Raw genomic sequence first — 25,479 nt, forward strand, 5'->3', positions numbered from 1 at the left:
AGATAAGGATGTTCTGATGATCGACTTTCGCCCGCTCCACGGCTTCATTCCTCCCTATATCCTCAACCGAATCATCGCCCACGGTTCCGAACATCAACGCTCCAGCGCCCTCGGCACCCTGACCCACGTACGCAATCTGCGGCACAACCCCGGTCCGCCGCACACCCCGCCCGCCGCCGCAGCGCTGCCCAGGCCCGGCAAGCCCGGCCAACCCCAGCGCAGCGTGCATGACGCACAAAACACCATGGAACTGCCCGGCCAGCCGGTACGCCTCGAAGGTCAGGCAGCCACTGGCGACCCGGCCGTGGACGAGGCCTACGATGCCCTCGGCGCCACCTACGATTTTTTCTGGAAAGTGCTGGGGCGCGACTCCATCGACAACAAAGGCTTCGCCCTGGTGGGTAGCGTGCATTACGGCCAGGACTACGAAAACGCCTTCTGGAACGGCGCGCAGATGGTGTTCGGCGACGGCGATGGCGAAATCTTCCAGCGTTTCACCCGCTCCCTCGACGTGGTGGCCCACGAGTTGGCCCATGGCGTGACCGAAAGCGAAGCCGGATTGATCTACGCCAACCAGTCTGGGGCGTTGAACGAGTCCATGTCCGATGTATTCGGGGTGCTGGTCAAGCAGTTCGTCCTCGAACAGACCGCCGACCAGGCCGACTGGCTGATCGGCGCCGACCTGCTCACTGACAAGATCAACGGTGACGGCCTGCGCAGCATGTCCAACCCCGGCACGGCCTACGATGACCCGCTGCTGGGCAAGGACCCGCAACCGGCGCACATGCGTGAATTCGTCATCACCCGCGAGGACAACGGCGGCGTGCACATCAATTCCGGCATTCCCAACCGCGCCTTCTATCTGGCGGCCACCACGCTGGGCGGATTTGCCTGGGAAAAGGCCGGCCGGATCTGGTATGAAACCTTGTGCGACAGAAGACTGGCCAACGACGCCTCCTTCAGCGACTTCGCCCGCTTGACCGTCGAGCACGCCCGCCAGCGCTTTGGCATCCGGGAAGTGCAGGCGGTGCAGAACGGCTGGGCTCAGGTTGGCGTCGATTTAACCGAGGAGCACTGATGAAACCCCTTCCAAACCTCGATGATCACGCCGTGGTGCGGCTGTCCCGCCAGGGCGGCGTGGCGGCGATGCCCGGCTTGACTCGCCCTCGGGAAATCGATTTCTCCCAGTGCGATCTCGACCAGCGCACGCGTATCTGTTCGGTACTGGAAGGGTGTCTGCCGCTGGACTCGGCGGCACCGGGGCGTGGCGACCAGCGTTTTTTCCGGATCGAGGTGCGCTATCGCGCCAACGACCAGGACGACGAAATGGTGCTGCAGGTGCCTGAAGACCAGGCACCCGGCGAGCTGGTTCGCCTGTGGGACAAAGGCGAAGTGAGCTCAAAGGACTAGCGTGTGGCGGGGGTGATTTTCAGAATGCGGCCGGAGGCAATTACTACCATCACGTATTTGTCATGGATCTGCACCCATTGCGCGCCTTCTTCGGGTGCTTCGAGCCCCTTCTCCTTCCAGTTTTTAATGGCCTTGTCCGAGCGCTGATATTCAGACGGCGTCCGGTCGGCCTCCACCAACCGGCGACCATTGTTGGGTGAATGTTCCACCGCATCTCCGGTGGCCTCGACCGCTTGCGCCACAGGGCCAAAGGCTCCGAGACCGGCGATCAGGACCAGGCTGGCGATCAGGGTAGGCTTGCGCATAAAAACTCCAGTGATTTCGAGAATACTGAAATCTCCGACTTCAACGGCGGCGAATCATTCCTTTTACTGTAGCGACGAATCCGTCGCCGACTGTACGGGGCGGTGATGCCGACAACCGGCGTAGGCTGGCAAAAAAGCCATTTATAAAAACCGGGGCTCGCCATGCACATCGCCATTCTGACCTTCGACGGCTTCAACGAACTGGACTCACTGATTGCCTACGGCATGCTCAGCCGTATTTCCCTGATCGGCGATAAGGATTGGCGCGTGAGCATCGCTTCACCTACCCCGCGCGTCACGTCCATGAATGGTTTGACCATCGACGCCCAGATCGACCTGGAGCAGGCCTGCAAGGCCGACGCCGTGTTGTTTGGCAGCGGCATGAAGACCCGGGAAGTGGCCGACAACCCGGCCATCATGAGCCGGCTGCGCCTGGACCCGACGCGCCAGTTGCTCGGTTCCCAATGCTCCGGCACATTCCTGCTGGCACGCCTGGGGCTGCTCGGCCAGGCACCGGCCTGCACCGACACCACCAGTAAACCATGGGTCGTGGCGGCGGGTGTCAACGTGGTCAACCAGGCGTTCCACGCCAATGGCAACATCGCTACCGCCGGTGGCTGTTTCTCCGCCCAGTACCTGTCGGCCTGGGTGCTGGCTCGGCTCAAGGGCCTGGAGACCGCGCGGGAAGTGCTGCATTACTTTGCCCCGGTGGGCGAGAAAGAGGCCTATGTGGAACGAGGGTTGGGGCATATCCGCCAGTATGTGAGTGAAGTGGCGCAAGTCTGAGGCGATGCCCCTGTGGCGAGGGAGCTTGCTCCCGCTGGACTGTTGCGCAGCCCGACGGGAGCAAGCTCCCTCGCCACGGGCCGGACTACACATTGGCAGCAACATCCCCTATAAAGTCCAACACACCTCACCGCACGGACCCCGCCATGAGCACCGCCACCACCTCATCCCCTGCCCTCAAGGAAATCTTCAACGCCACACGCCTTGAGCACATCGCCAGTGAAATGAGCGCGGTGTATCCGGCTTTCGATAGCCGGGCGTTCCTGGACATGGCCAATGACGGGCTGAGCGAGTTGTCGGTGATGCAACGCATGGCGCGAGTCAGTGAGTGCCTGCATGCGGTACTGCCCTTGGAGTACGAGGCGTCGCTGGATGTGCTGCGGGACCTGGCGCCCCGACTCAACAGCATGTTTGTCAGCATGTTCCTGCCCCACTACGTGGCGTCCTACGGCCGGCACAGCTTCGACCTGTCCCTGGATGCGCTCAAGTATTTCACCCGGTTCGGCTCTTCGGAGTTCGCCGTGCGGCATTTCCTGCGCGATGACCTGGCGCGCACCCTCAAGGCCATGCACGACTGGGCGCACGACCCCAACGAACACGTCCGTCGCCTGGCCAGCGAAGGCAGTCGACCGCGCTTGCCCTGGTCGTTCCACCTGGAGCCGATCCAGGCCAACCCCGACCTCGCCGCCGCGATCCTTGAGGCCCTCAAGGCCGACAACAGTCTGTATGTACGCAAGTCCGTGGCCAATCATCTCAACGACATCACCAAGCAGCACCCTGACTGGGTGCTGGACCGGATCGAAGGCTGGCCCCTGCAAGATCGCCATACCGCATGGATCGCCCGCCATGCTTTGCGCAGCCTGATCAAACAAGGCAATTCGCGGGCACTGGCGGTTATCGGCGTCGGCGGCAAGGCGCACATCCAGGTGCTGGACTTGCAGGTCACGCCGGCGGTGATTCGTCTCGGCGAACCGATTACCTTGTCGTTCAAGGTGCAATCAACCCTCGAGCAGAGCCAGCGCCTGGTGATCGACTATGCCATCGACTACGTGAAAGCCTCGGGCGGCACCTCGGCCAAAGTCTTCAAGCTCAAGACCTTCGACCTGCCTGCCCTAGCGTGCGTCAGCCTCAGCCGCTCCCAGCATATTCGCGAACTGACCACCCGCCGACACTACGCGGGCCGGCATGCGGTGCATCTGCTGGTCAATGGCGAACGGCTGGGGAGCACGGCGTTCGACATCGTTCCCTGAGCGGCCGCTCAGGCCAGCGCCAACCGTTGTGCCTTGCGAATGTCCTGCAGGAAGCGCTCGGCCGGCAGCGGGTGGCCCAGCAGGTAACCCTGCAGCGAATCGCAACCCAATTGAGTCAGGAAATCCTGCTGCACGTCGGTCTCCACCCCTTCGGCAACAATCCGCAGCCCCAGGGCCTGGCCGAGGGCGACGATGGCCGAGACAATCGCCGCATCATCACTGTCGTGCTCCAGGTCGCGGACGAAACCGCGATCGATCTTCAGCTCGTTGGCCGGCAAACGCTTGAGGTACATCAGGCTTGAATAACCGGTGCCAAAGTCGTCGATGGACAAATCCACGCCCATGTCCGAGAGCTGCTGCAGCACGGTCATGCTTGCATCGGCATCGCTCATCGCCGTGGTTTCGGTGATTTCCAGGGTCAGGCTGTTGGCCGGCAGATGATGAATTTCCAGCGCCGTGGCGACGCTCTGCACCAGGCCCACGTGGCAGAACTGCAAGGCCGACAGGTTCACCGCGATGCGCCAGTCGGTGTAGCCAAGCACGTACCATTCGCGCATCTGGCGGCAGGCCTCGTTCAACACCCATTCCCCGATGGGAATGATCAGCCCGGTCTTTTCCGCAAGGTCGATGAAGGTATCGGGCATCAGCAGGCCCTGGGTTGGATGCGTCCAGCGCAACAAGGCTTCAGCCCCCACCGGACGGCCGTTGGCAGCGTCGAACTTGGGCTGGTAATGGAGGCTGAACTGGCGCTGCTCGACGGCGATGCGCAGGTCTTGCAGCAGTTGCAGTTGCTTGCGGGCGTTGCTGTTCATCGAGGCATCGAAAAAGCTGTAGCCGTTCTTGCCGGCGCCCTTGGCGTGGTACATCGCCGCATCGGCATTCATCAGCAACTCTTCGGCGCTCTGGCCGTTGCCTGGATAAAGCGCGATGCCGACACTGGCGGATATCTGTAGGTCATGATCGGCCACCCGGAATGTGCGACCGATCAGCCCGACCTGGCGGGCCGCCAGGCGCAACGCATCGTCAGGCTCGGCCAGTTGCACCAACAGCACGAACTCATCACCGCCGATCCGCGCCAGGGTGTCCTGGCTGCGCAAGTCTTCCCGCAGGCGCAGGGCCACGTCGCGCAGCAACAGGTCGCCCATGTGATGGCCGAAAGCATCGTTGACCGGTTTGAAGCCATCCAGGTCGATGAACATCAAGGCGAAACAGCCGCCCTGCTCATGCACCCGATGCATGGCCTGACCGATACGATCGGCCAGCAGCACGCGGTTGGGCAATTCGGTGAGGGGGTCGTGCAGGGCCAGTTGCGTCAGCTCACGGTTGGCCAGAGTCAGCGATTGGGCCAGCTCTGCGGTCCGGGCCTCCAGGCGCGCATCGAGAATCGACGTGAGCAAGGCGATGGCCAGTACCGCCAACGTGGTGATCAGCACCAGATTGTCCAGACCCTTGCCACTCAAGCCGTCCAGAGCACCGCAAAAGCTGCCGTCGCTGAAGCGCGCTGCGGCCATGCCGGTGTAATGCATGCCGACAATGGCCAGGCCCATCACGACAGCAGCGCCGGCGCGGGCCAGACGTACATGGGGGATGTTCTGGCGCAGGCGAAAGGCGATCCACAACGCGGCCGCCGAAGCGCCGACCGCAATCACCAGCGAAGCCCCGAACAACGAGGGGTCATAATCAATACCCGGCTGCATCCGCAGCGCCGCCATGCCGGTGTAATGCATGGCGCTGATGCCGGCGCCCATGATCAACGCGCCGAAAGCCAGTTGCCACGCCGGCAATTGCGGTTGACTGACCAACCACAGGGCAAAGCCGCAGGACAGGATGGCAGTCAGCAGGGACAAGGCGGTGATCGACACATCGTAGCCAAGCTCCACCGGCAAGGTGAACGCCAGCATGCCGATAAAATGCATGGACCAGACCCCGACGCCCATTGCCAGGGAACCGCCGGCCATCCACCAATGCGCCGCGCGCCCCTGGGTGGTCGCGATGCGGCCGGTCATGTCCAGCGCGGTGTAGGACGCCAGTACCGCAACAAACAGGGAAATTGAAACAAGGGCCGGAGAGTAACTGCCGATGAGCATGGTTTTTTCTCGTGACTGGAAAGCCGAACTGCTTCCATGCCCGGTTGAAAGGCGGCGATTGTACTCAATTGTGGTACGGCCGTACCGACCAAATATCAAAAAGCCATCAACCCTGGAATATTTGCGACGAAGGACATCTTGTTGCGTTCTACTAAGCTGTGGAGGCCATTTTTCAGGAGACCCATTCATGACTGCCCCAACCACCGCGTTAGTGGTAATAGACGTTCAGAACGACTTCATCCCCGGAGGCCAATTGGCCGTACCGGGGGGTGACGAAATCGTGCCATTGATCAACCGCCTGGGTGGTTCATTCAGGCAGGTCATCCTGGCCCAGGACTGGCATCCGGCCGGGCACGCTTCGTTTGCCTCCAGCCATCCGGACAAGCAACCGTTCGACCTCATTCAACTGCCCTATGGCGAACAGAAACTGTGGCCCGACCACTGCATACAAGGCACCCAAGGCGCCGCGCTGCACCCGGCCCTGGACCTGCCGCACGCGCAACTGATCATTCGTAAGGGTTGCAACCCGGACATCGACAGCTATTCGGCCTTCATGGAAGCCGACCGCCAGACACCCACCGGTTTGACGGGCTACCTCAAGGAGCGCGGCATCGACACGGTGTACATGGTGGGGCTGGCGCTGGATTTCTGCGTGATGTTCTCGGCGCTGGATGCCCGGGCGGCGGGGTTCAATGCGTTTGTGGTGCTCGACGCCTGTCGGGGCATTGATATCGACGGCTCGATGGAGGCGGCAATCCGGCGGATGCAGCAAGCGGGTGTGGCGCTGATTGAATCGAGCGCAATAAACGCCTGACCCCTCCCCCAGCCTCACCGCGTTGGCAACCACAAGCGCAATCGCGCCCCACCCAGCGGCGAAGCTTGCGCCGTCAGCGTACCGCCCTGGGCTTGCAGGGCGCGACGGCTGATGGCCAGGCCCAGGCCAAAACCACCCGTGGCGCGGTCGCGGCTGCGGTCCAAGCGATAGAACGGTTCGAACACACGCTCGCGCTCGCTGTCAGGAATACCGATACCGTCGTCGTCGACCCAGATCTCGCAACCCTGGACGCCGACCAGCACGCCGACCTGGATCCGCTTTTCGCAATAACGCATGGCGTTGCGTAACAGATTCTGCAACGCCCGGGCCGTCAGGCGCGGGTCCAGCACGAAACGCTCCAGCGTGCCGTGCAGCAGCACATCGATCACCACATCCGGCGCCGCCAGGTCCTCGTCAACACTGCCCAGGATACTGTCGATGAACTCGTCCAGCGCCACCTCCACGCGTTCGGGCAGAAGCTCGGGGTTCTGCAGACGGCTGTAAGACAGCAACTCCAGCACCAACTCATCCAGCTCGCGGATGTGCGCCACCAACCCTTGCAGCCGTTCGCGACTGGCCGGCGGCAGGTCATCGGACAGCGCCAGGGCCAGGCCGAAATCGAGGCGGGTCAATGGCGTGCGCAATTCATGGGACACCGCATTGAGCAGATCGCGCTGCTGGTTGAGCAAGCGCTCGATGTCGCCGGCCATTGTGTCGAACACGTGGGCCAGGCTGCCGATGTTCGAGCTGGAGCCAATCTGCGTACGTTCGCTCAAATGGCCTTTGCCGAAGCGTTCAGCCGTGCGTTTGAGCCGCTCCAGATCGCGCCAATGCGGCCGCAACCAAAGCAGCAGGCAAGCCAGCATCGTCGCACCGATCAACACGTTGATGCTCCAGTACAGCCAACTAACCTCGGTCGGGTCCGGGGGCACAATCATCTTGACCGCCGTGCGCTCATCCAGCGGCGCGGCCGCCAAGGTTCGCCAGGCCCATTCGCCCAGGCGCACCATGTTCTCGCCGCGCTTTAGACGCGCCTGCTCGTCGGTGCTGAAACCCTCATCCTCGATGGCCGCCAGTTCGATGCGCAGCGGCTCGAACTCCTTGTCCATCTGTGCCGCCAGTGCTGGCCACTGTTCGCTGGGCACGTTATGGAACTGCCTGACCATCAAGGTTTGCAGGCCACGGGAGTAATCGAGGTTGTAGTTCAGGAAGCGCTCATGAAACAGCCGGACCACCAACTCCGGCATCAGATAGATCGCGGCGCTGTAGGACACGATGGTGACCAGGTAAAGGCGAATCAGCAGCTTCCACATCGACTCAGCATTCCCACTCGGAACGGCTGAACAGATAACCCTTGCCCCACACGGTCTTGATCTTGCGGGCTTCGCCGGCGTTGTCGTCGAACTTGCGCCGCAGCTTGGAGATCGCCACGTCCACCGAGCGGTCGGTGCCGTTGAACTCGATGCCGCGCAGACGCTGCAGGATCTGGTCGCGGCTCAGCACCTCGCCGCAATGCCGGGCCAGTACCACCAGCAGGTTGTATTCGCCGCTGGACAGCTCCACCGCTTGCCCGCGCCAGGTCACGGTGCGTTCGGACAGGTCGATGCACAGGTTGCCCATGAGAATGCGATCGTTGACCGTTTGCGGCTCGGTAAGGCTGCTGCGGCGTAACAAGGTCCGAACACGTGCCAGCAGGACCCGGGGTTCACAGGGCTTGCTGACGTAGTCATCGGCGCCCATTTCCAGGCCCAACACCTGATCATGGCTGTCGTCCCGGGCGGTGAGCATCAGAATCGGCAGGGTCGCCGAATCGGCCCGCAACAAGCGGCAGACCTGCAAGCCGTCCAGCCCCGGCAGCATCAGATCGAGGATCACCAGGTCCGGCGGATCGACCCGCGCCCGTTCCCGCACATGATCGCCACGGCTGAGCACACTGACCCTGTAGCCGTTGCGTTCCAGGTAACTGGCGATCAGTTCGGAGAGGGCGGTGTCGTCTTCGACCAGGAGGATGTTGGGCATGGGTGTTTCCAGAAAAGTGCTGTGGCGCCTGGTTGGGCCTCATCGCGAGCAAGCTCGCTCCCACAAGGGTCTTCGGTACAACACAAAACCACTGTGGGAGCGAGCTTGCTCGCGATGGCGATGTCACAGGCGCAGAGAATCTCAAGCTGCCAAGGATATACGCCCTCACCCACCTACGAGCAAACCCCTTACACAATTTCACACAGCCGCTACAAAGCTTTACCGGTGCAGCCCGTCATCCCTGCACTTTCATAAGCCAGCGTCGCTGTAAACTGTCAAACCTGACAGTTTACAGCGAGCCGGTATCGCGCTCAGATGGCAGGACCCATAGTCAGATAATGCTCTGCACTGTCGGTACAGCCTTGCGATATTCCAATGGAGACCATGACCATGAGCACAGCACAAAAACTGTCAGTCAATACGGTTCGACAATCCCTCTTCAGCAATGAATTCGCAGCATCCATTGATCAACGTCCCCCGGTACCGTTCAGAGCATCCTTTTCCCGCGTGAGCTACCCCCAGTTGGGTGACTGCCTGACCATAACGGCGACGCTTCGAGATGCAGTCGACAACCACATCAAGACCATCAGGATCATTTTCATCGAGGATCCTGTCGATAACACTCCACAACGTGCCAAGGACGTGAGGGTCTTCTACGGTGATACCGCGGAGAGCCCGCCGTCAGAGTATTCAACATCTGAACCTTTGACGTCCCTGAATTTTGATTCGCAAAACCTTTCTATCAGCGGCACCATAGATGCACGTGTAGACGACGGATTGGTAAATCCGAAAGCCCATGACCTGATGATGAATTTCAGGCTGGTTGCAGAGCCTGGGTCCCGACGCACTTGAGCCCGATAAGCGCCGCAATAAAAAAGCTCCGGACTTTCGATCCGGAGCTTTTTTATTGGACGACCAAGCGCGAATCGGCGCATTGTCAGAAGTTGAAACTAAGACCCGCGCTGACGTTGTAATCCTGCTTGACGGTCTTGCTTTGGCTTGAGCCGGCCTCGGCGAAAACCTGAAGTCCGTGGGGCAATGCCCAATTGATTCCACCCGCCAGCTCCAGGCTGGTGGCGGAGCTATCGTTGTTGAACGAACTGTCGTTGACGCCCACCTGGTTGCGCTTGATAAGCTCCTGGCCAACGGCAACGCGCACCCGCGGCTGCAACTTGTGGCCGTTGCCCAGATCGATCTCGCTGCCCAGGTAAGCACCACCCTTGACGACCAGCGACCGGGTCAGCTCGCTATCGACTTCAAGGCCATTGTCCAGCTTGTAATGTTCACCGGATACCACCGCAGCGGCGACCTGAGCAAAAGGTCCCCAGAAGAACCCGCTGCCCAATTGGTCTTGCAGACCCACCTCCAGCGAACCGCTCAAACCGTAGGTGTCATAAGACCCCTTGGTTTTCACGCCATCACTCATGCGCACGTCCAGGCTGTTGTCGAATCGATTGATCTTGGTGACCGCGTCAACATAGAAGCCCGATTGAGGATCGAATTTCGTCAAGTAGGCCCCGACGGAATAGCTGTCCACCGAACCCGAACTGCCATGCTTGAGATCCAGGTTCGAGCGGCTGTACCCCACCATGCCGCCGACCAGCCAATCGCTGTCGCCCAGCGCTGCATCGGCACCGATCACCAGCCCCTGCTGGGTCTGGCTGTAGCCACCGGCGTAGGCATTCTGCACGCTGTAGCGATTATTGTAGGTACGGGTCCAGAGGCCGGGCTTGGCACCGGTCAACCGGCGGTCCCCCATACGCGAGTTCAGCAACGTGCTTTCCGCATAAATAATGGTGGGCGCGGTATTGGCGATCGCCAGCACCGAACGAGTACTGGTGCTCGGCCCGTCGTCAGGGCGCAGATACCAGCCATTGCCTTCCTGGACCAGTTGGTAAGTCAGGGCGCCGACATCGACAGCCCCATTGTTCAGCGCCAACTGTCCGTTACCTGCACCGAATTCAGCAATGTGTATCAAATCACCGGCCGCCCTGTTCCCAGTGGCACTGACTGACACGACATGCTCACCCGACGCGCTTTCGGCATTGAGAAAATCCGTTTCACCGGTGACAAAATCGGTGTACATGTTGAAAGAACCGTTACCTGAGAGCTCGCGGACATTCAGCGTGTAGAACGTTGGCCCCGGCGCAAAATCCACCCGGCCACCGTCCAGCGACAGATTGTTCACGTTATTGCTGCCGGTCAGGGTCCAGGTCGCTTGCCCCCTGATCGCAAGGTCGGCTGTACCCTCCACGCCGCCGGTAAATTGGGAGCTGTTATCGAGCACCACATCAGTGGTGTGCCCGGCATCGCCTTTGATGGTGCCGATGAAGGCACTCTGATTATCGAGACTGACTCGCGCTACGTTTTGCAGATCACCGGTCAGCGAGGCCTGGTTGTTCAGTGAAGCGTTCACATTGCTGCCGGCCTCGACCACCACATTGCCCTGCAACAGGCTATTGTCGACGCTGAAGTCGACGTTCGTACCGTCCGTCACTTCCAGGATCGTGCCGTTGCCACCGATAAGCGTCGAACCGTTCGATACTTCAACCACGAACGCTCCCAACGGGATGGCACCCACATTCGCCAAAATCGCCGAGCCCGTCTTGCCTTCGACGCTGGAGTTGTTCAGCACCAGTTTGCTGATCTGTTCGTCGGTACCGTCCAACTCGAACGTCACGCCATTCAGCCCGCCGATGATTTTGGACTGGTTATTGAGCGCCACCTGCCCTCCTGCGATCCGTACACCGAAGCTGGAACTGTCGGTGCCTTCAATGGTGCTGTTATTCAAGTTCAGGGTGCTATAGGAGGTGGCCACCGCGCCCCCCAAAACGCCACTCACGGTGCTGTTCAACAAAGCCACGTTGGAGCCGGTCGACGTGTCGATATCGCGCACCGCCGCAAGCCCGTAATCGAGCCCGGATATCGTGCTGCCGCTGACGTTGGCGTCACTATTGGTCAGCGAAACCGTAACGGCCCCGCTTGCCCCCGTCACCGTGGCACCGGTCAGGTTCAAGGTCGCCCCGTCCGTTGCACTGATCTGCTGGGTCGTACCGGTGTTGACGTTCAAGGTGCCGGCCTGGACGTCGATGTCCAACGTATCGGCGCCATTGACGTTGAGGGTGGCATCCGCTGCGATGCGCCAGCTCTCCACGGTCGGCGAGGGCGAGATCGTTTCCGTCTCCCCGGGGTTCAGGTCTCGCCCTTGTGCATAAGGGATGACAAAAGCGAGCGCCAGGACCGATGGATATCTCCATCTGCCACAATGAACTTTCGATAGAGAAAACTGAGCTGATTGCATATGAACTACCCTAAAAACGATATTTGGAACTGGTTGGCTCGCTGATCTTTACCCGATCACATTCGAGAAGAGGCGCCAGACTACTGAGGAAGCCCAAAATTCAATGTAGGATTATTCTGAAAACAACTCAGACAATTCCGTTGCAAAAGCAAGATGAGTCGCATCCCTTCACTGCAATTCAACAGAGCACTGCTGCGAAGGGAGCATCAAGCAAGATCTTTACTCAACCCTCGCAATATTCATTAAATGAATTGACAAGATTGACCACTATCTCAAACTTGTCAGAGGGATAATCAACTCCATTAATCTTCACCTCGTACCAAATCCTCCAATAACCAAGATAGGGTCCTGTTCCTCCCGAAACAGGAGGAGGTTCAGGAATATCGCGGATATAGGGATCATACGGTTGGATGGTCATGGTAAACCCGGCCGTTGGCTCTGGGTCGACAATCGTGTGAGGTGTAGTCGAAGTAAAAGCGGTGCCTTGTGCTACCTGAGTGTAACCCGCATCCCTGTATCCTTGCGCACGCAGGGTAACTTCCCGTCCCACTTGAAGGTGCACAGGGTTTCCCTCGATGTTGACTACCGCGCTCCACGTGGTCTGGTCCAGGTCATCGCACAGTAGCAAGCCTGGGTTGTCCGTGGTTATTGAAGGAGGGTCCAAGTCAACGACCATTGCATTGTTGATCACCGTTTGGATGAGTGACGGATTTTCATTGACTCCGCCGATGTCCGAAACGAAATATTGAAGGTTATGAGGACCGATCCCGGCGCCGTTGATAACGTTCCAAGGCAGAATAATCGTTGCCTCTGTATCGTTATCGTCCAGGAAAGCGACATCATCCAGTTCCTCACCTGCGTACTCAGCCCTAATCATCTGCCCCTGTTTTACGGGCTTATTAGTGTCTACCCACAAGTCAATGGTGATTGTCTGGTTGTCACCATAATCTCCAATCTCAATAATGTTGTCCACTTGCGTGCTTGTAACATTAGGTGCATCCAGATCATCATTGGGTTGACCCGGATCAGTGGGGTCAGTCGGACCGGCGACATAGAGATTCGAAGAAATATCTACAGATGAGTCAGACAGAGTCTCTGTCCCGCGCAACAAAGTAGCTTCAACGTTGACTGGAACGTTGCCTTCGGTTGTAAGCCCGCCCGAATAGTAATCATTGAAAATAGTAGCAAAGGGCACAGGGAAAACCAGTTTGGTAAGGCTACCGAAAGCCTTAGTATCTACCGGTGTATTATTCCACTCAAGTTTAATCTCATCTGTATCCTCTATGTGCTCAACCCTTTCCACCTCGACTGTAACGCCACCGGGCTCTGCACAATCTTTCAAATCGATAAGGCGATCGGTCTGAGCCAAAGGAACAATGGGGTCTTCGAGCACTGGCGCTGGTGCAAAAACAATCTTCAAGGGTTGAGCGTCTGATAAGTTACTCTTGTTCCCGACAGCATCAACATGCTGATAAAAAAGAAAGTTGGTGCCAGGTGGCAGACTACGCAAAGTCGCCCCTGGCACTTGAAATACACCAGTTTGCGGTAACGTATAAGGGGGAGGATTAACAGGCTCATCCCCATTAGCTTCCGAAAAAAGCTTGCTGATATATAAGTAACATATATCCCCCGTTTCCCAACCTTGAGTGCCAACCGTAACTTCCATGACACCGTTGGGGAGGTTGCCGACGTAGGTGTCATCGATGATGTAGGACGATGGAATGGCAGGATTAGCACGGGCCATCGGCGGCCGACTCTTTGCTCCGTCAGGGTCCGCTTGGTAGTGGGCCCGTCGGTCAATTACAATTTCTTTCGGATCTGAAGTCCAGAAATTCCCCAAGGGATGCCTCACCCGGTATCGAACCCACCATTCAGAAGGCGTGCCGGCCGCATTGTAATCAGTCAAATTTTCTGTCGGAATACCCGCTATATATTCTGGAGGACGTGCACTGATATCAGTGCCGGCGTCAAACTCATCTACCGTCACCCAAGACGTAGAGATTTCCGTTTGTGCGATTTGAACGGTGACACGATCATCGGGGTGTTGGGTTGTCCAGAGCTTAAGCGTAACCGGCAATTTCTGGCCAGGCAGCAGTTTATCAACATACACGCGCCTGTCGGTGTCACTGACAATAACGCCAGGAAACTCTGGAGGAAGTCCCGCCAGAGGTCCTGATGCTGCACGAGCACTGCGCACACGTTGCCGGTCGATTTCCGCTATTTCCTGTTTCACGTTCATTTCATGCTCTCCACAATAATATCCAGATCCAAACTCACACTATCGAAATCCCCCTACCGCAAAGACTGTTTTAACGGCTAAAAAAGCAGCCGATCATTGATCTGAGTGACGAGTGTTGATCAAGGCCCACAAGGTCCAGTCTCGCCGGGCAGATACCGATCGACTTTCACCCGCTTCAACTCAGATTCGCCGATAAACACCCCAGCACTACGGATCTTGTACTGAGCCATCCCACAGCCATAGATCAGGGGTTCAAGATGATTGACCCAAGGAATGGGCGGCAATACAAACCCGTCCGGATTCTCTGCTTCCGCCTTGGTGAGTTCATGGGTAAAGACACCTTCAGTGCCGTCAATATAACTCTCGGGCGTGGGATTCAAAGTGCGGTAGGCGCGCCAGGTGAGTACACATTCATCCCGTTCCAGGAACCCCTGATACGGAATTCTTATAAAGACCCCACCCCAAATGGGTGGCGTTGTGCCGCAGTTCAAATACCCATTTGTTGTATACAAAAAATCGACATCTTCCAATCTGGGCAGGGGAATGACACTGTGATCGATAAATAACTCTGTATCTAACGAGGTAAACCAATTGCCGATAGGCTGTATCGGTCTAGCTCGGTAATAGAGATAAGCCACACCGTCTCCGGCCCATAAATGGACGGGTAATGGAATCACGAACTCAGTTTCCATGATCGGACCAGGCTTATTTTGATCATAGACAGTGGTCGTCGTACCGTCTCGCCGCCAATAAACCACCAACCTATCAACCTTGCCGATTTGATCGGCATAAATAGGCCATAATGGAACCCGAGCCTGCCCGCCATTCATTAGAATCGAGGCCGGAACTTGTCCACTGGGAGGGACATCATCTACCGGCGGCCCCTCGGGCGCCAGGGTGTCTGGCCCTGCCTCCCCATTACCGGATGTCGACATGACGTCCTCCTACTTAATTGGCTCTTGTAGCGGGCGTGCCGTGTTGAATTAAGTAGATACTCGTTATCCGACCTTGCCTACTGTCAGAACTTACAGGTCAATCGACCGTTTATCGGGTTTTAGTGTTTGAATAAAATAAGACAAGGCGCCCCCTACAGACGGAGTGGTATCAGTCTTTATCTGCACCCGCGCAACGATAAGCCCGTAGTCAGGTATGGCGGACGCACATTAACTGCGCGGCACACAAGGCAATCCGCTGACAGGCCTGCGTCAGTTTCTGCTGATCAACCACCAACCCGATGCGTATGTGCCCCGCGGCACTGGGCCCGAACGCCTCGCCCGCCAGCACCGACACGCCATGGCCGTCGAGCAGGCGCTCGGCGAATGCCTGGGCGCCCAGGCCGGTGCCACGCACATCGACCATCACGAACATGCCGCCATCGGGCCGCACGGGTTTCAGGCCCGGACAACCCTCAAGCGCGGCGCACACCAGATCCCGACGCTGGCGATACTCCTGGTGCATCTGCGCCACTTCTGGCAAGTCCTGCTCCAGCGCCACCTGGGCCGCCCGCTGGACGAAATCCGGCAGGCCGAACAACATGCACAACGACAGGTTGGCCAGATGTTCAGCCAGAGGTTCGGGACCGATCACCCAGCCGATGCGCCAACCGGTCATGGCGTGGGATTTGGACAGGCTGTTGATCGTCGCGGTGCGCTCGGCCATGCCCGGCAGGCTGGCCGGGCTGATGTGTTCGCCTTCGTACAGCAGGTCGCTGTAGACCTCATCGCTGATCAGCCACAGATCATGTTCGATGCACAACTGCGCCAATGCTTGCCAGGTGGACAGCGGCAGGCTGGCGCCGGACGGGTTGTTCGGGCTATTGAGCAGCATCGCCCGGGTACGGGGGGTGAGCAGCCGGGCGACGTCGGCCGGGTCAACTCGAAAAGCGTTTTCCGGGCGCACCGCCACCGGCAGCACTTTCGCTCCGCAGGCGCCAAACACGGCTTCGTAGGTGACATACATCGGTTCGGCGATGATCACTTCATCACCGGGGTTGAGCAGACATTGCGCAACCGCATAGACCCCACACTGCGCCCCCGGCAACACGGTGACATCCTCGGCGCCTACCGGCTGGCCACAACGTTGGCGATGGCGCCGGGCAATGCTGGCGCGCAGGGTGTGCAAGCCGCGCACGTCCGAATAATGTGTGTCTCCGGCGCGCAGGCTGGTCACAGCGGCGTCGATGATGGCGCGAGGGGTGTCGAAATCCGGGTCGCCCACCGATAACAGCAATACATCCATGCCCTGCTCGCGCATGGCCAACGCTCGGTCGTGGATCTGCCACGCGGCGGCGCCGTCGCCGGTGATGCGGCGGGTCAAATCTGAAAAGCGCATGTACCACTCCTGTTTTGCGCGAAGTCCAGCCTCAACCCTATCTCAAATTCAACGCCGTGGGAGCAAAGCTTGCTCGCGATATGGGCGACTCGATTCCTGGGAGACCGCAGCGCCTGTATCGCGGGCAAGCCTTGCTCCCACAGGTCTATCGGGCGGCCACTCGCCAAAGCCGGGCGATGTCCCGGGCTCGTTCAGTCAGCAGGCGTGGCGCGTCGGCACAGGCCTCTTGCAGGGTCATCGGCCTGCTGACCAGGGCAAAGGCTGCTTCGATGCCGTGCTCATACAGCGCCTGATAACCCTCCCCCAGCGTGCCGGCGATGACCACCACGGGTACGCCATGCTGGCGGGCGATGCGCGCCACGCCAAAGGGGGTCTTGCCACGCAAGGTCTGGGCGTCGAAACGGCCTTCGCCGGTGATCACCAGGTCAGCGCCGTTGATCGCCTCGGCCAGCCCGGTCAACTGGGCGACGACGTCCACGCCGCTGCGAAAGTGCGCGCCCAGAAACGCCTTGGCGGCGAACCCCAGCCCTCCGGCGGCGCCGCTGCCCGGTTCGTCGCGTACATCCTTGTTCAACGCCTGGGCACAGTGTTCAGCGAAATGCCCCAGCGCCTGGTCCAGTTGCTGTACGTGCTCAGGGGATGCCCCTTTCTGCGGGCCGAAAATCGCTGAAGCGCCGTGAGGTCCGCACAACGGGTTATCGACATCGGCGGCAATCTCGAAACTGACCTGGGCCAAGCGCGGGTCCATCTTGCTCAAATCGATGCGAGCCAGTTCGGCCAAAGCCAGGCCACCGGGTGGAAGCGGTCGGTTGTGTTCATCCAGCAGCGCCACGCCCAGGGCCTGCATCGCGCCGGCACCGCCGTCGTTGGTGGCGCTGCCGCCGATGGCCAGGATCACGCGCCCGGCGCCTTCGTCCAGGGCGGCGCGAATCAGCTCGCCGGTGCCGTAGGTGCTGCTGGAACAGGCATCACGTTGCCCAGGAGGTACCAGCTGCAAGCCGCTGGCCTCGGCCATTTCAATGATCGCGGTGCGGCTGTCGGGCAACCAGCCCCAACGCGCTTCGACGCTGGCCCCCAACGGACCTTTCACCCAACTGCGCCGCCACTGCCCGTTGCAGGCCGCCAGCACCGACTCCACCGTGCCCTCCCCGCCGTCGGCCATCGGGCACTTGATCAACTGCGCATCCGGCCAGACCTGGGCCAGGCCTTGGGCGACAGCATCGGCCACGCCCTGGGCGCTCAGGCTGTCCTTGAACGAGTCGGGGGCGATGACTATTTTCATACTTATTCTCCGGTTCCAGTGCACGGCACGGCAGTTGAGCGCAATTGTTCAAGTTCACGCAATCGGGTTGCCATCAACCTCGTTGTCGAGGCTGATGGCATCATCGCGAGCAGGCTCGCTCCCACAGGGATCCGGGCTAGCTGAAACCTGTGGCCCAGGCAGATCAGTGTGGGAGCGAGCCTGCTCGCGATAGCGGTCTGCCTGTCAAATCTCTATCGAGTGCGTGGGTTGTTGTCGGGAGTGTAAGGGGTCGAGCGTGGCCTGCGATCTTTTCGTTTGCCACGCCCGGTTGTTCTGGGGTTTGATTGGGCCTTTCCCATCGATAAAAGGACCTTGTCATGAGCTACCGCACGCTAGGCCATTCCGGGTTGCAAGTCTCGACATTGACTCTGGGCACCATGATGTTCGGCGAACAGACCAGCACCGAGGCTTCGCTGCGGATCATCGACAAGGCCTGGGACCAGGGCATCAATTTCATCGACACCGCAGACGTCTACACCAACGGCCGTTCCGAAGAGATCGTCGGCGAGGCGATTGCCAGTCACCGTCATGAATGGGTGCTGGCCACCAAGGTCGGCTTCGGCCCACCAGATGGTGTCCCCAACCGCAGCGGCCTGAGTCGCAAGCACATTTTCAATGGCATCGAGGCCAGCCTGACGCGCCTGGGCACCGATTACCTGGACATCTATTACCTGCACCGCGAAGACCACAACACCCCGCTTGAGGTCACGGTGTCGGCCATCGGTGACTTGATTCGTCAGGGCAAGATCCGCTACTGGGGCCTGTCGAACTACCGTGGCTGGCGCATCGCCGAAGTGATTCGAATCGCCGACCGCCTGGGCATCGACCGGCCGGTAATCAGCCAACCGCTGTACAACATCGTCAATCGCCAGGCCGAAACCGAGCAGATCACCGCCGCGCAGAACTATGGCCTCGGCGTGGTGCCTTTCAGCCCCCTCGCCCGCGGGGTGCTCAGTGGCAAGTACGCACCGGACGTGGCACCGGACGCCAACAGTCGCGCCGGTCGCCAGGACAAACGCATCCTGGAAACCGAATGGCGGGTCGAGTCCCTGCGCATCGCCCAACAGATCCAGCAATACACCCAGGAACGCGGCGTGGGCATTGTCGAGTTCGCCATTGCCTGGGTGCTGAACAACCGCGCCGTCACCTCGGCCATCGTCGGACCGCGCACCGAGGAACAATGGGATGGCTACACCAAGGCGCAGTCGGTGACGATCACGGCCGAAGATGAAGCCTTCATCGATTCGCTGGTGACACCGGGGCATGCCTCGACGCCAGGCTTCAATGACGTGGGCCACTTCGTACCGGGGCGGGTGGCGCGTACGTCATAACTTCGTCGACTCCGACGAACACTGTGGGAGCATGGCTTGCCCGCGATGGCCGCGCTGCGGTTCAAGGCCTGAACCGCGTTATCGTTCATCGCGGGCAAGCCTTGCTCCCACAGGCCATGCGCCACAGATAAATTTTCCAGTCACAAGTCCGGGTGTCGATGATCGCCCTCATGAGAACCACTGTGTCCAAAGGCATTGTTCTATCGGTCTCGGCCTCTGTGCTGTTCGCCGTCATGTATTACTACACCTCCCTGCTCTCGCCGCTGACCGGCGTGGAAATCTTCGGTTGGCGCATGCTGCTGACGATGCCCTGCATGACGGTGTTCATGCTGGTGGCAAAGGAGTGGAACCTGGTAACGGCGCTCGGTCGGCGCCTGATCGCCGCGCCGCGTCTGTTGCTCGGTGCCATGGCGTCTTCGGCGTTGATGGGCGCGCAGTTGTGGCTGTTCATGTGGGCGCCCCTCAACGGCTACAGCCTGGACGTATCGCTGGGGTATTTTTTGTTGCCGCTGTCGATGGTTCTGACCGGACGCCTCGTCTATGGCGAGCGCCTGTCCTACCTGCAGAAAATCGCCGTGTTCTTCGCCACCCTCGGCGTGGTCAACGAGTTGTACCAGGTGGGTGGATTTTCCTGGGCAACACTGTTGGTGGTGGTGGGTTATCCGATCTACTTCATCCTGCGCAAACGCCTGGGGACTGACAACCTGGGCGGGTTGTGGCTGGACATGACCCTGATGCTGCCGCTGGCGCTCTGGTTCGTACAAAGTGGGGAGCAGGGTTTCGCTGTTTTCGACCAGTACCCTTGGCTGTCGCTGCTGATCCCGTTGCTCGGGGTGATCAGTGCTTCGGCGCTGGTGGCCTACATCGTTGCCAGCCGGTTGCTGCCGTTCAGCCTGTTCGGGCTGTTGAGCTATGTCGAACCGGTGTTGCTGCTGGGCGTTGCCCTGCTGCTGGGAGAAAGCATCCAGGCCAGTGAATGGCTGACCTACATTCCCATCTGGCTGGCCGTGGCAGTGCTGGTGTTCGAAGGGTTCAAGCATCTGATGCGCCAGCGACGCCGGACTTAAGGCTTACCCAGCCCGCTCCCACAGGGGGACTGTATTGGCAATAAAAAGCCCGCCCGACATCACTGCCGGGCGGGCTTTTTTTGGTCTCAGCTCTTACTCAGTAGCCAACACACCACGCCGCACCTGGTCACGCTCGATGGACTCGAACAACGCCTTGAAGTTGCCTTCGCCGAAGCCATCGTCGCCCTTGCGCTGGATGAACTCGAAGAACACCGGCCCCATCAGGGTTTCCGAGAAAATCTGCAACAGCAGACGCTTGTCGCCCTGTTCGGAGGCGCCGTCCAGCAAAATGCCCCGCGCTTGCAGTTCATCCACCGGCTCGCCGTGGTTCGGCAGGCGGCCTTCGAGCATTTCGTAGTAGGTGTCCGGCGGCGCGGTCATGAAGCGCATGCCGATGCTTTTGAGCTGGTCCCAGGTCTTGATCAGGTCATCGGTCAGGAAGGCCACGTGCTGGATGCCTTCACCGTTGAACTGCATCAGAAACTCTTCGATCTGCCCGGCGCCCTTGGACGATTCCTCGTTCAGCGGGATGCGGATCATGCCATCCGGGGCGGTCATGGCCTTGGAGGTCAGGCCGGTGTATTCGCCCTTGATGTCGAAGTAACGGATCTCGCGGAAGTTGAACAGCTTCTCGTAGAAGCCGGCCCAATAGGCCATGCGCCCGCGATACACGTTGTGGGTCAGGTGGTCGATGATTTTCAGGCCCGCGCCCACCGGGTTGCGGTCAACGCCTTCGAGGAACACGAAGTCGATGTCGTAGATCGAGCTGCCTTCACCAAAACGGTCGATCAGGTACAGCGGCGCGCCGCCGATGCCTTTGATTGCCGGCAGGTTCAGCTCCATCGGACCGGTTTCGATGTGAATCGGCTGGGCGCCGAGTTCCAGGGCGCGCTTGTAGGCCTGTTGCGAATCCTTGACCCGGAATGCCATGCCGCACACCGAAGGCCCATGTTCGGCGGCGAAGTACGAGGCCACGCTGTGGGGCTCGTTGTTGAGGATCAGGTTGATCGCGCCCTGGCGATACAGGTGCACGTCCTTGGAGCGGTGGCTGGCCACTTTGGTGAAGCCCATGATCTCGAAGATCGGCTCCAGGGTATTGGGTGTGGGGGATGCGAATTCGATGAATTCAAAGCCCATCAGGCCCATCGGGTTTTCGTATAGATCTGCCATGTTGGCGCCTCATCATGCTTATCAATTAACGGAGCGTTAGTTGCCGGCCATGCTGAGGACACGCGGTGGCGCGCAGGAAATGCCGCGAACGGTGCGGGCGAGGAAATCGCCGTAGATCAGTTGAAACCCGAATATCTTCATTGTCGACCCAAGGCTCTTGCGGGCGAGGCTTCTGCTGCCAGAAGACGTTTATTCTTATATGCGTAACTCGATTCTACACAGCGTAACCACGTTTGTCCGCCTCCGGTATCAAATCGTCTTTTGCGGCGACCGCGCAAGGGGTTTGTTGCACAGGAAAATCCCCGTCAGGATCAGCCCCGCACCTACACCCATCAAGACGGTGAGCCGCTCGTCCAACAGCAGCGCCCCGAACAGCACGGCGGTCAACGGGTTAAGTGCGATGAACACGCCGGAACGGGTCGCGCCAATCCGACGGATGCCGTCGTACCAGGCAATATAGGCCAACGCCGATCCCAGCACGCCCAAGTACAGCAAGCTCAACCATTGCCGAATGTCCAGCCCGCGCAATGCTTCAACGCCAACTTCGCCTGCGGCCGCGCAAGCTAGCCACAACATCAAGGTGCCCAGCAGAATCGACCAGGTCACGGTTTGCAAAGGCCCGAGGCTTTCATTCAGTTTTTTGGAAAACAAGGAATAGACGCCCCAGCCCAGCACGCAGCCAAAAATCAGCAGATCGCCCAGCCAGCCCTGCCCTGCACTCTGTAGCAAGGACGGATCGCGACTGACGATCACCAGCCCCGCCCCGCCGATACACAGCACGATGCCCGCAACTTTCGCCCGGCTCAGCCGTTCCTTGAACAGCCACCAGGACGCCAGCCCTATCACCGCCGGATTCAAGGCCACGATCAACGAGGCCCGCGACGCATTGATGTACTGCAAGCCATAGAAGAAACACAGGTTGTAGAAAAAGATCCCGAAGAACCCCAGCGCCGCCAATTGCAGCCCTTGTTTCAGGTTGGGCCTGGCCAGCGGGATCCCGGCCAGGCCGAGAAGCAGCAACAGCGCGAGACTGGCCAACAGAAACCGCAGGCTGGCAGCGAGCAGCGGTGCCAGGGCATCGGAAAGGATCCTGCCGGCAACGAAGGTGCCGCCCCAGATCATGGTGACCATGGCCAGTTTCAGGTACACCGGCAGGTCCGAAGGGGCTGGAACGGATTGTTCGAGGGTTTTCATGGTTTCACCACATTGAAATAAAACGACTACCCGTGGCGAGGGAGCTTGCTCCCGCTGGGCTGCGTAGCGGCCCCTTTTGTGAGCGCTGCGCACTCAAGCGGGAGCAAGCTCCCTCGCCACAGGAAAGTGCGCTTGAGATACTCTATTGTTCGCCTCATGCTTGATCATCGTAAAATGAGCATTCCCTCATGACCCTCACCCAACTCGAAATCTTCTCCCAGGTTGCCGAGCTACGCGGTTTCACCGCTGCGGCGACGCGGTTGGGCATCAGCCAGTCAGCGGTGTCCCACGCCATCAAATCCCTGGAGCAGGAGTTGGGCGTGGAGCTGTTCAGACGTCATCAGACCCTCATCGAGCCCAGCGACATTGGCCGGCAGTTGCTGCTGCGCGCCCGGGCCATGCTCGGGCTGGCCAATACCCTGCGCCAGGAAGCCGCCGATGCGCGGGGCATGCGCCGAGGCACCCTGCGCATCGGCTCGTTCGGTCCGACTTCGTCGATGAAGTTGTTGCCCGCCATCCTGCAACGTTACCGGGCTCTGCATCCGGGGATCGAAGTGCACATCGACGAAGGGCCGGACCGGCAAGTCATCCAGTGGCTGGATGAACGGCGGATCGACGTCGGTTTCGTGGTGCTGCCCGAAGACCGTTTCGACACGTTCGCGCTGATGCAAGACCAGATGGTCGCCGTGCTGCCCACCGCCCATCCCCTCGCCGCCCAAGCCAGCCTGAGCCTCAAGGACCTGTGCAACGACCCGTTCGTGCTCACCGAGGCCGGTTCTTCTGAACTGGTTTCGCGCCTGTTCAACGCAGCCCGGCTCACACCGAACGTGCGCTATCGTTGTTCGCAGCTGCTCAGCACCCTGGATGTCGTCAGCCGCGGCGAGGCCGTGACCCTGGTGTCCGAAGGTTCACTGCCGGGCGGCGACAACCCACGGTTCGTCACGCGGCCATTGTCGCCACAGGTTCCGCGTCAGATAGGCCTGGCGGTACTGGACAGCCGACAGGCCTCGCCCGCCACCCTGGCGTTTATCGAGCTGGCAAGGCAGTCAGTCTGATCACCGGCAACCGGATACACTATCGAAGCTGTTCCTCAAGCCCTCACAGGTTATGCAGATGCCATTGACCGCCACTCGTTTGCGCAAGCGGCCCCGTCGCAACCTGATCACGCTGCTCTGCGGCGTGCTGCCGATACTGTCAGGGCTGGGCATTCTGTACATGCAGGCGGAACGGACACTGGAGCAACAGAGCCGACAGACCAGCGAAGAGTTGATCGGGCAGATCGAACTGATGCTCGACAACACCGCCCTTGCGGCGCGCGAACTGCTGCCTCTGGCCGGCCAGCCCTGCGAAGCGGTGAAACTGGCCTTGCGCGAACAGGTGACGCGTCGCCCATTCGTCCGTTCGACCAACCTGGTGTGGGACAACATCCTCTATTGCAGTTCGCTGTTTGGCGCCTTCGAGGAAACGCTTGATCCGAACGCCTACCATCAGGGTACGTTGTGGCTCATGAACGGCAACCCGATCACCCCCGACACCGCGCTGCTGATCTACCGGCTCAATGAAGGGCAACAGGGGGCATTGGCAACGCTGGACGGTTATCACCTGGCCAATGTCTTGCGTCTGATCGGCGGCGAAACCCGGTTGTTGCTGCAAGTCGGGCCAAACTGGCTGACCGCGGACGGGAAGGTCCGACCAGCGCCCCTGCCCGCGCTGCCGGTCGCCCGCAGCAACCTGACCTCATCGCGCTATGCCTTCAGTGTTGAAGCCGGCTTCGATGAGGGGGAAATCTGGCGCTACATGGCCCGTGAGTATCCGCCGCTGTTCAGCCTGCTGATCTTCTTCGGTGTCATCGGCGGAACACTCGGCCATTGGCTGCAAAAACGCGCCTCATCCCCCAGCCATGAGCTGCAACGCGCGCTTGAGGCCGGGGAATTCGTGCCGTATCTGCAACCGGTCGTGCAGGGCGACAGCAAACGTTGGGCCGGGGTCGAAGTGCTGATGCGCTGGAACCATCCCAAGGAAGGCCTGGTGCGGCCGGACCTGTTCATTCCCTTTGCTGAACACAGCGGTTTGATCGTGCCGATGACCCGGGCATTGATGCAGCAAACGATGCGCTTGCTATCGCCCTTGGTCCCGCAACTGGAAAGTCCCTTTCACGTCGGCATCAACATCACCGCTCGCCATTGTCAGAGTCTGGAACTGGTGCAAGATTGCCGCGAGTTCCTGGAGGCCTTCCCACCAGGGGTCATTACCTTGGTGCTGGAACTGACCGAGCGCGAGCTGATCGAACCGACACCCACCACTCACCAGCTGTTCCAGCACCTGCGTGAACTGGGGGTGAAGATCGCAATCGACGACTTCGGCACCGGTCATTCCAGCCTGGGCTACTTGCGCCAGTTCAACGTGGACTTCCTGAAAATCGACCAGAGCTTTGTTGCCATGATTGGCGTCGATGCCCTGTCGCGGCACATCCTTGACAGCATCATCGAACTGTCGGGCAAGCTGGACTTGGGTATCGTTGCCGAGGGGGTCGAAACCGTTGAACAAAGCAACTATCTGGCCGCTCACGGGGTGAACTTTTTGCAGGGTTATCTATTTGGTCGCCCGATGAGTGGCGCTGATTTCATTGCGGCGGTGTCCGTCATTGAAAGCCCTGGTGCTACGTCCCTCCACGGACAACCACAGTCGGACTGATAAAATTCGCATCCCTTGTTACATAACGAAAAAGTTACGATTTACACCCGTGGGTTTCACTACTACAATTTTTTTACCTGTGGCTAATAGCAGGAGCGTCATTATCACCGAGTCGCTTCAAGGCACTTGGCTTATAGCTTTGTTTGCGGTTGGTATCAGCCAAATATTCTGATTGGAG

Annotated in this window: 21 protein-coding genes; 10 read left to right on the plus strand and 11 right to left on the minus strand. The window is 59.7% G+C overall.

Annotated features, from left to right (window positions below; all coding sequences use genetic code 11):
• The first annotated feature begins 16 nt into the window (after window positions 1-16).
• Both PSEUDOMOFG3G_RS15765 and PSEUDOMOFG3G_RS15770 read left to right on the plus strand, forming a co-directional pair.
• Window positions 17-1,078 (plus strand): M4 family metallopeptidase, encoded by a 1,062-nt coding sequence (locus tag PSEUDOMOFG3G_RS15765; protein ID WP_047227613.1) that lies wholly within the window; start codon window positions 17-19, stop codon window positions 1,076-1,078.
• Complete coding sequence (locus PSEUDOMOFG3G_RS15770) at window positions 1,078-1,410, plus strand: protealysin inhibitor emfourin (RefSeq protein ID WP_139050564.1); 333 nt, start codon at window positions 1,078-1,080, stop codon at window positions 1,408-1,410. Before PSEUDOMOFG3G_RS15765 ends, PSEUDOMOFG3G_RS15770 begins: the two co-directional genes overlap by 1 nt.
• Here PSEUDOMOFG3G_RS15770 and PSEUDOMOFG3G_RS15775 read toward each other — a convergent pair.
• Window positions 1,407-1,715, minus strand: a complete 309-nt coding sequence (locus PSEUDOMOFG3G_RS15775; RefSeq protein WP_047227615.1) for an RcnB family protein — start codon at window positions 1,713-1,715, stop codon at window positions 1,407-1,409. The genes PSEUDOMOFG3G_RS15770 and PSEUDOMOFG3G_RS15775 overlap by 4 nt on opposite strands.
• A gap of 162 nt (window positions 1,716-1,877) precedes the next feature.
• Between PSEUDOMOFG3G_RS15775 and PSEUDOMOFG3G_RS15780 the strand changes: the two genes are divergently transcribed.
• Window positions 1,878-2,501 carry a DJ-1/PfpI family protein gene (locus PSEUDOMOFG3G_RS15780; RefSeq protein ID WP_139050565.1) on the plus strand — a complete coding sequence of 208 codons (624 nt, stop codon included), beginning with the start codon at window positions 1,878-1,880 and terminating at the stop codon, window positions 2,499-2,501.
• 146 nt (window positions 2,502-2,647) lie between these two features.
• Entirely contained in the window at window positions 2,648-3,751 is a 1,104-nt protein-coding gene (locus PSEUDOMOFG3G_RS15785; protein WP_139050566.1) for a DNA alkylation repair protein, read from the plus strand.
• 8 nt (window positions 3,752-3,759) lie between these two features.
• Here the strand turns inward: PSEUDOMOFG3G_RS15785 and PSEUDOMOFG3G_RS15790 are convergent, their stop codons facing one another.
• Window positions 3,760-5,838 (minus strand): bifunctional diguanylate cyclase/phosphodiesterase, encoded by a 2,079-nt coding sequence (locus PSEUDOMOFG3G_RS15790; protein WP_139050567.1) that lies wholly within the window; start codon window positions 5,836-5,838, stop codon window positions 3,760-3,762.
• A gap of 187 nt (window positions 5,839-6,025) precedes the next feature.
• Here PSEUDOMOFG3G_RS15790 and pncA point away from each other — a divergent pair, with 187 nt between their 5' ends.
• On the plus strand, window positions 6,026-6,652 hold the full coding sequence (pncA, locus tag PSEUDOMOFG3G_RS15795) for a bifunctional nicotinamidase/pyrazinamidase (RefSeq protein ID WP_139050568.1): 627 nt from the start codon (window positions 6,026-6,028) through the stop codon (window positions 6,650-6,652).
• A gap of 14 nt (window positions 6,653-6,666) precedes the next feature.
• Here pncA and PSEUDOMOFG3G_RS15800 read toward each other — a convergent pair whose 3' ends face one another.
• A complete protein-coding gene (locus tag PSEUDOMOFG3G_RS15800) occupies window positions 6,667-7,965 on the minus strand; it encodes an ATP-binding protein (RefSeq protein WP_139050569.1) in 1,299 nt (432 codons plus the stop codon).
• A 4-nt stretch (window positions 7,966-7,969) separates the two neighbouring features.
• Window positions 7,970-8,671 (minus strand): response regulator transcription factor, encoded by a 702-nt coding sequence (locus tag PSEUDOMOFG3G_RS15805; protein WP_047227621.1) that lies wholly within the window; start codon window positions 8,669-8,671, stop codon window positions 7,970-7,972.
• Window positions 8,672-9,061: 390 nt separating this feature from the next.
• Between PSEUDOMOFG3G_RS15805 and PSEUDOMOFG3G_RS15810 the strand changes: the two genes are divergently transcribed.
• Entirely contained in the window at window positions 9,062-9,523 is a 462-nt protein-coding gene (locus tag PSEUDOMOFG3G_RS15810) for a hypothetical protein (protein ID WP_139050571.1), read from the plus strand.
• A gap of 85 nt (window positions 9,524-9,608) precedes the next feature.
• Here the strand turns inward: PSEUDOMOFG3G_RS15810 and PSEUDOMOFG3G_RS15815 are convergent, their stop codons facing one another.
• The 5 genes from PSEUDOMOFG3G_RS15815 to PSEUDOMOFG3G_RS15835 all read right to left on the minus strand — a co-directional run bounded on the left by PSEUDOMOFG3G_RS15815 (window position 9,609) and on the right by PSEUDOMOFG3G_RS15835 (window position 17,824).
• Window positions 9,609-11,825 (minus strand): autotransporter outer membrane beta-barrel domain-containing protein, encoded by a 2,217-nt coding sequence (locus PSEUDOMOFG3G_RS15815; RefSeq protein WP_171061391.1) that lies wholly within the window; start codon window positions 11,823-11,825, stop codon window positions 9,609-9,611.
• 370 nt (window positions 11,826-12,195) lie between these two features.
• Complete coding sequence (locus PSEUDOMOFG3G_RS15820) at window positions 12,196-14,211, minus strand: hypothetical protein (protein ID WP_139050573.1); 2,016 nt, start codon at window positions 14,209-14,211, stop codon at window positions 12,196-12,198.
• Window positions 14,212-14,330: 119 nt separating this feature from the next.
• A complete protein-coding gene (locus PSEUDOMOFG3G_RS15825) occupies window positions 14,331-15,146 on the minus strand; it encodes a hypothetical protein (protein ID WP_139050574.1) in 816 nt (271 codons plus the stop codon).
• 208 nt (window positions 15,147-15,354) lie between these two features.
• Entirely contained in the window at window positions 15,355-16,542 is a 1,188-nt protein-coding gene (locus tag PSEUDOMOFG3G_RS15830; protein ID WP_139050575.1) for a pyridoxal phosphate-dependent aminotransferase, read from the minus strand.
• Window positions 16,543-16,687: 145 nt separating this feature from the next.
• A complete protein-coding gene (locus tag PSEUDOMOFG3G_RS15835) occupies window positions 16,688-17,824 on the minus strand; it encodes a glycerate kinase (RefSeq protein ID WP_139050576.1) in 1,137 nt (378 codons plus the stop codon).
• 338 nt (window positions 17,825-18,162) lie between these two features.
• Between PSEUDOMOFG3G_RS15835 and PSEUDOMOFG3G_RS15840 the strand changes: the two genes are divergently transcribed.
• Entirely contained in the window at window positions 18,163-19,176 is a 1,014-nt protein-coding gene (locus tag PSEUDOMOFG3G_RS15840) for an aldo/keto reductase (RefSeq protein WP_139050577.1), read from the plus strand.
• 182 nt (window positions 19,177-19,358) lie between these two features.
• Window positions 19,359-20,243, plus strand: coding sequence for an EamA family transporter RarD (gene rarD, locus PSEUDOMOFG3G_RS15845; protein ID WP_139050620.1), 885 nt, complete (start codon window positions 19,359-19,361; stop codon window positions 20,241-20,243).
• A gap of 93 nt (window positions 20,244-20,336) precedes the next feature.
• Here the strand turns inward: rarD and hppD are convergent, their stop codons facing one another.
• Window positions 20,337-21,413: a 4-hydroxyphenylpyruvate dioxygenase gene (gene hppD / locus PSEUDOMOFG3G_RS15850; protein WP_047227629.1), complete on the minus strand. Its 1,077-nt coding sequence runs from the start codon at window positions 21,411-21,413 to the stop codon at window positions 20,337-20,339.
• A 249-nt stretch (window positions 21,414-21,662) separates the two neighbouring features.
• A complete protein-coding gene (locus PSEUDOMOFG3G_RS15855) occupies window positions 21,663-22,607 on the minus strand; it encodes a DMT family transporter (protein WP_139050578.1) in 945 nt (314 codons plus the stop codon).
• Window positions 22,608-22,795: 188 nt separating this feature from the next.
• On the opposite strand from PSEUDOMOFG3G_RS15855, the gene PSEUDOMOFG3G_RS15860 reads away from it, so the two are divergent.
• Both PSEUDOMOFG3G_RS15860 and PSEUDOMOFG3G_RS15865 read left to right on the plus strand, forming a co-directional pair.
• Window positions 22,796-23,662: a LysR family transcriptional regulator gene (locus tag PSEUDOMOFG3G_RS15860; RefSeq protein WP_076385324.1), complete on the plus strand. Its 867-nt coding sequence runs from the start codon at window positions 22,796-22,798 to the stop codon at window positions 23,660-23,662.
• Between the two features lie 58 nt (window positions 23,663-23,720).
• A complete protein-coding gene (locus PSEUDOMOFG3G_RS15865; protein WP_139050579.1) occupies window positions 23,721-25,301 on the plus strand; it encodes an EAL domain-containing protein in 1,581 nt (526 codons plus the stop codon).
• The last annotated feature ends 178 nt before the right edge of the window (window positions 25,302-25,479 follow it).

The organism is Pseudomonas sp. FG-3G, from assembly GCF_901007645.1.
Lineage (GTDB): Bacteria > Pseudomonadota > Gammaproteobacteria > Pseudomonadales > Pseudomonadaceae > Aquipseudomonas > Aquipseudomonas rhizophila.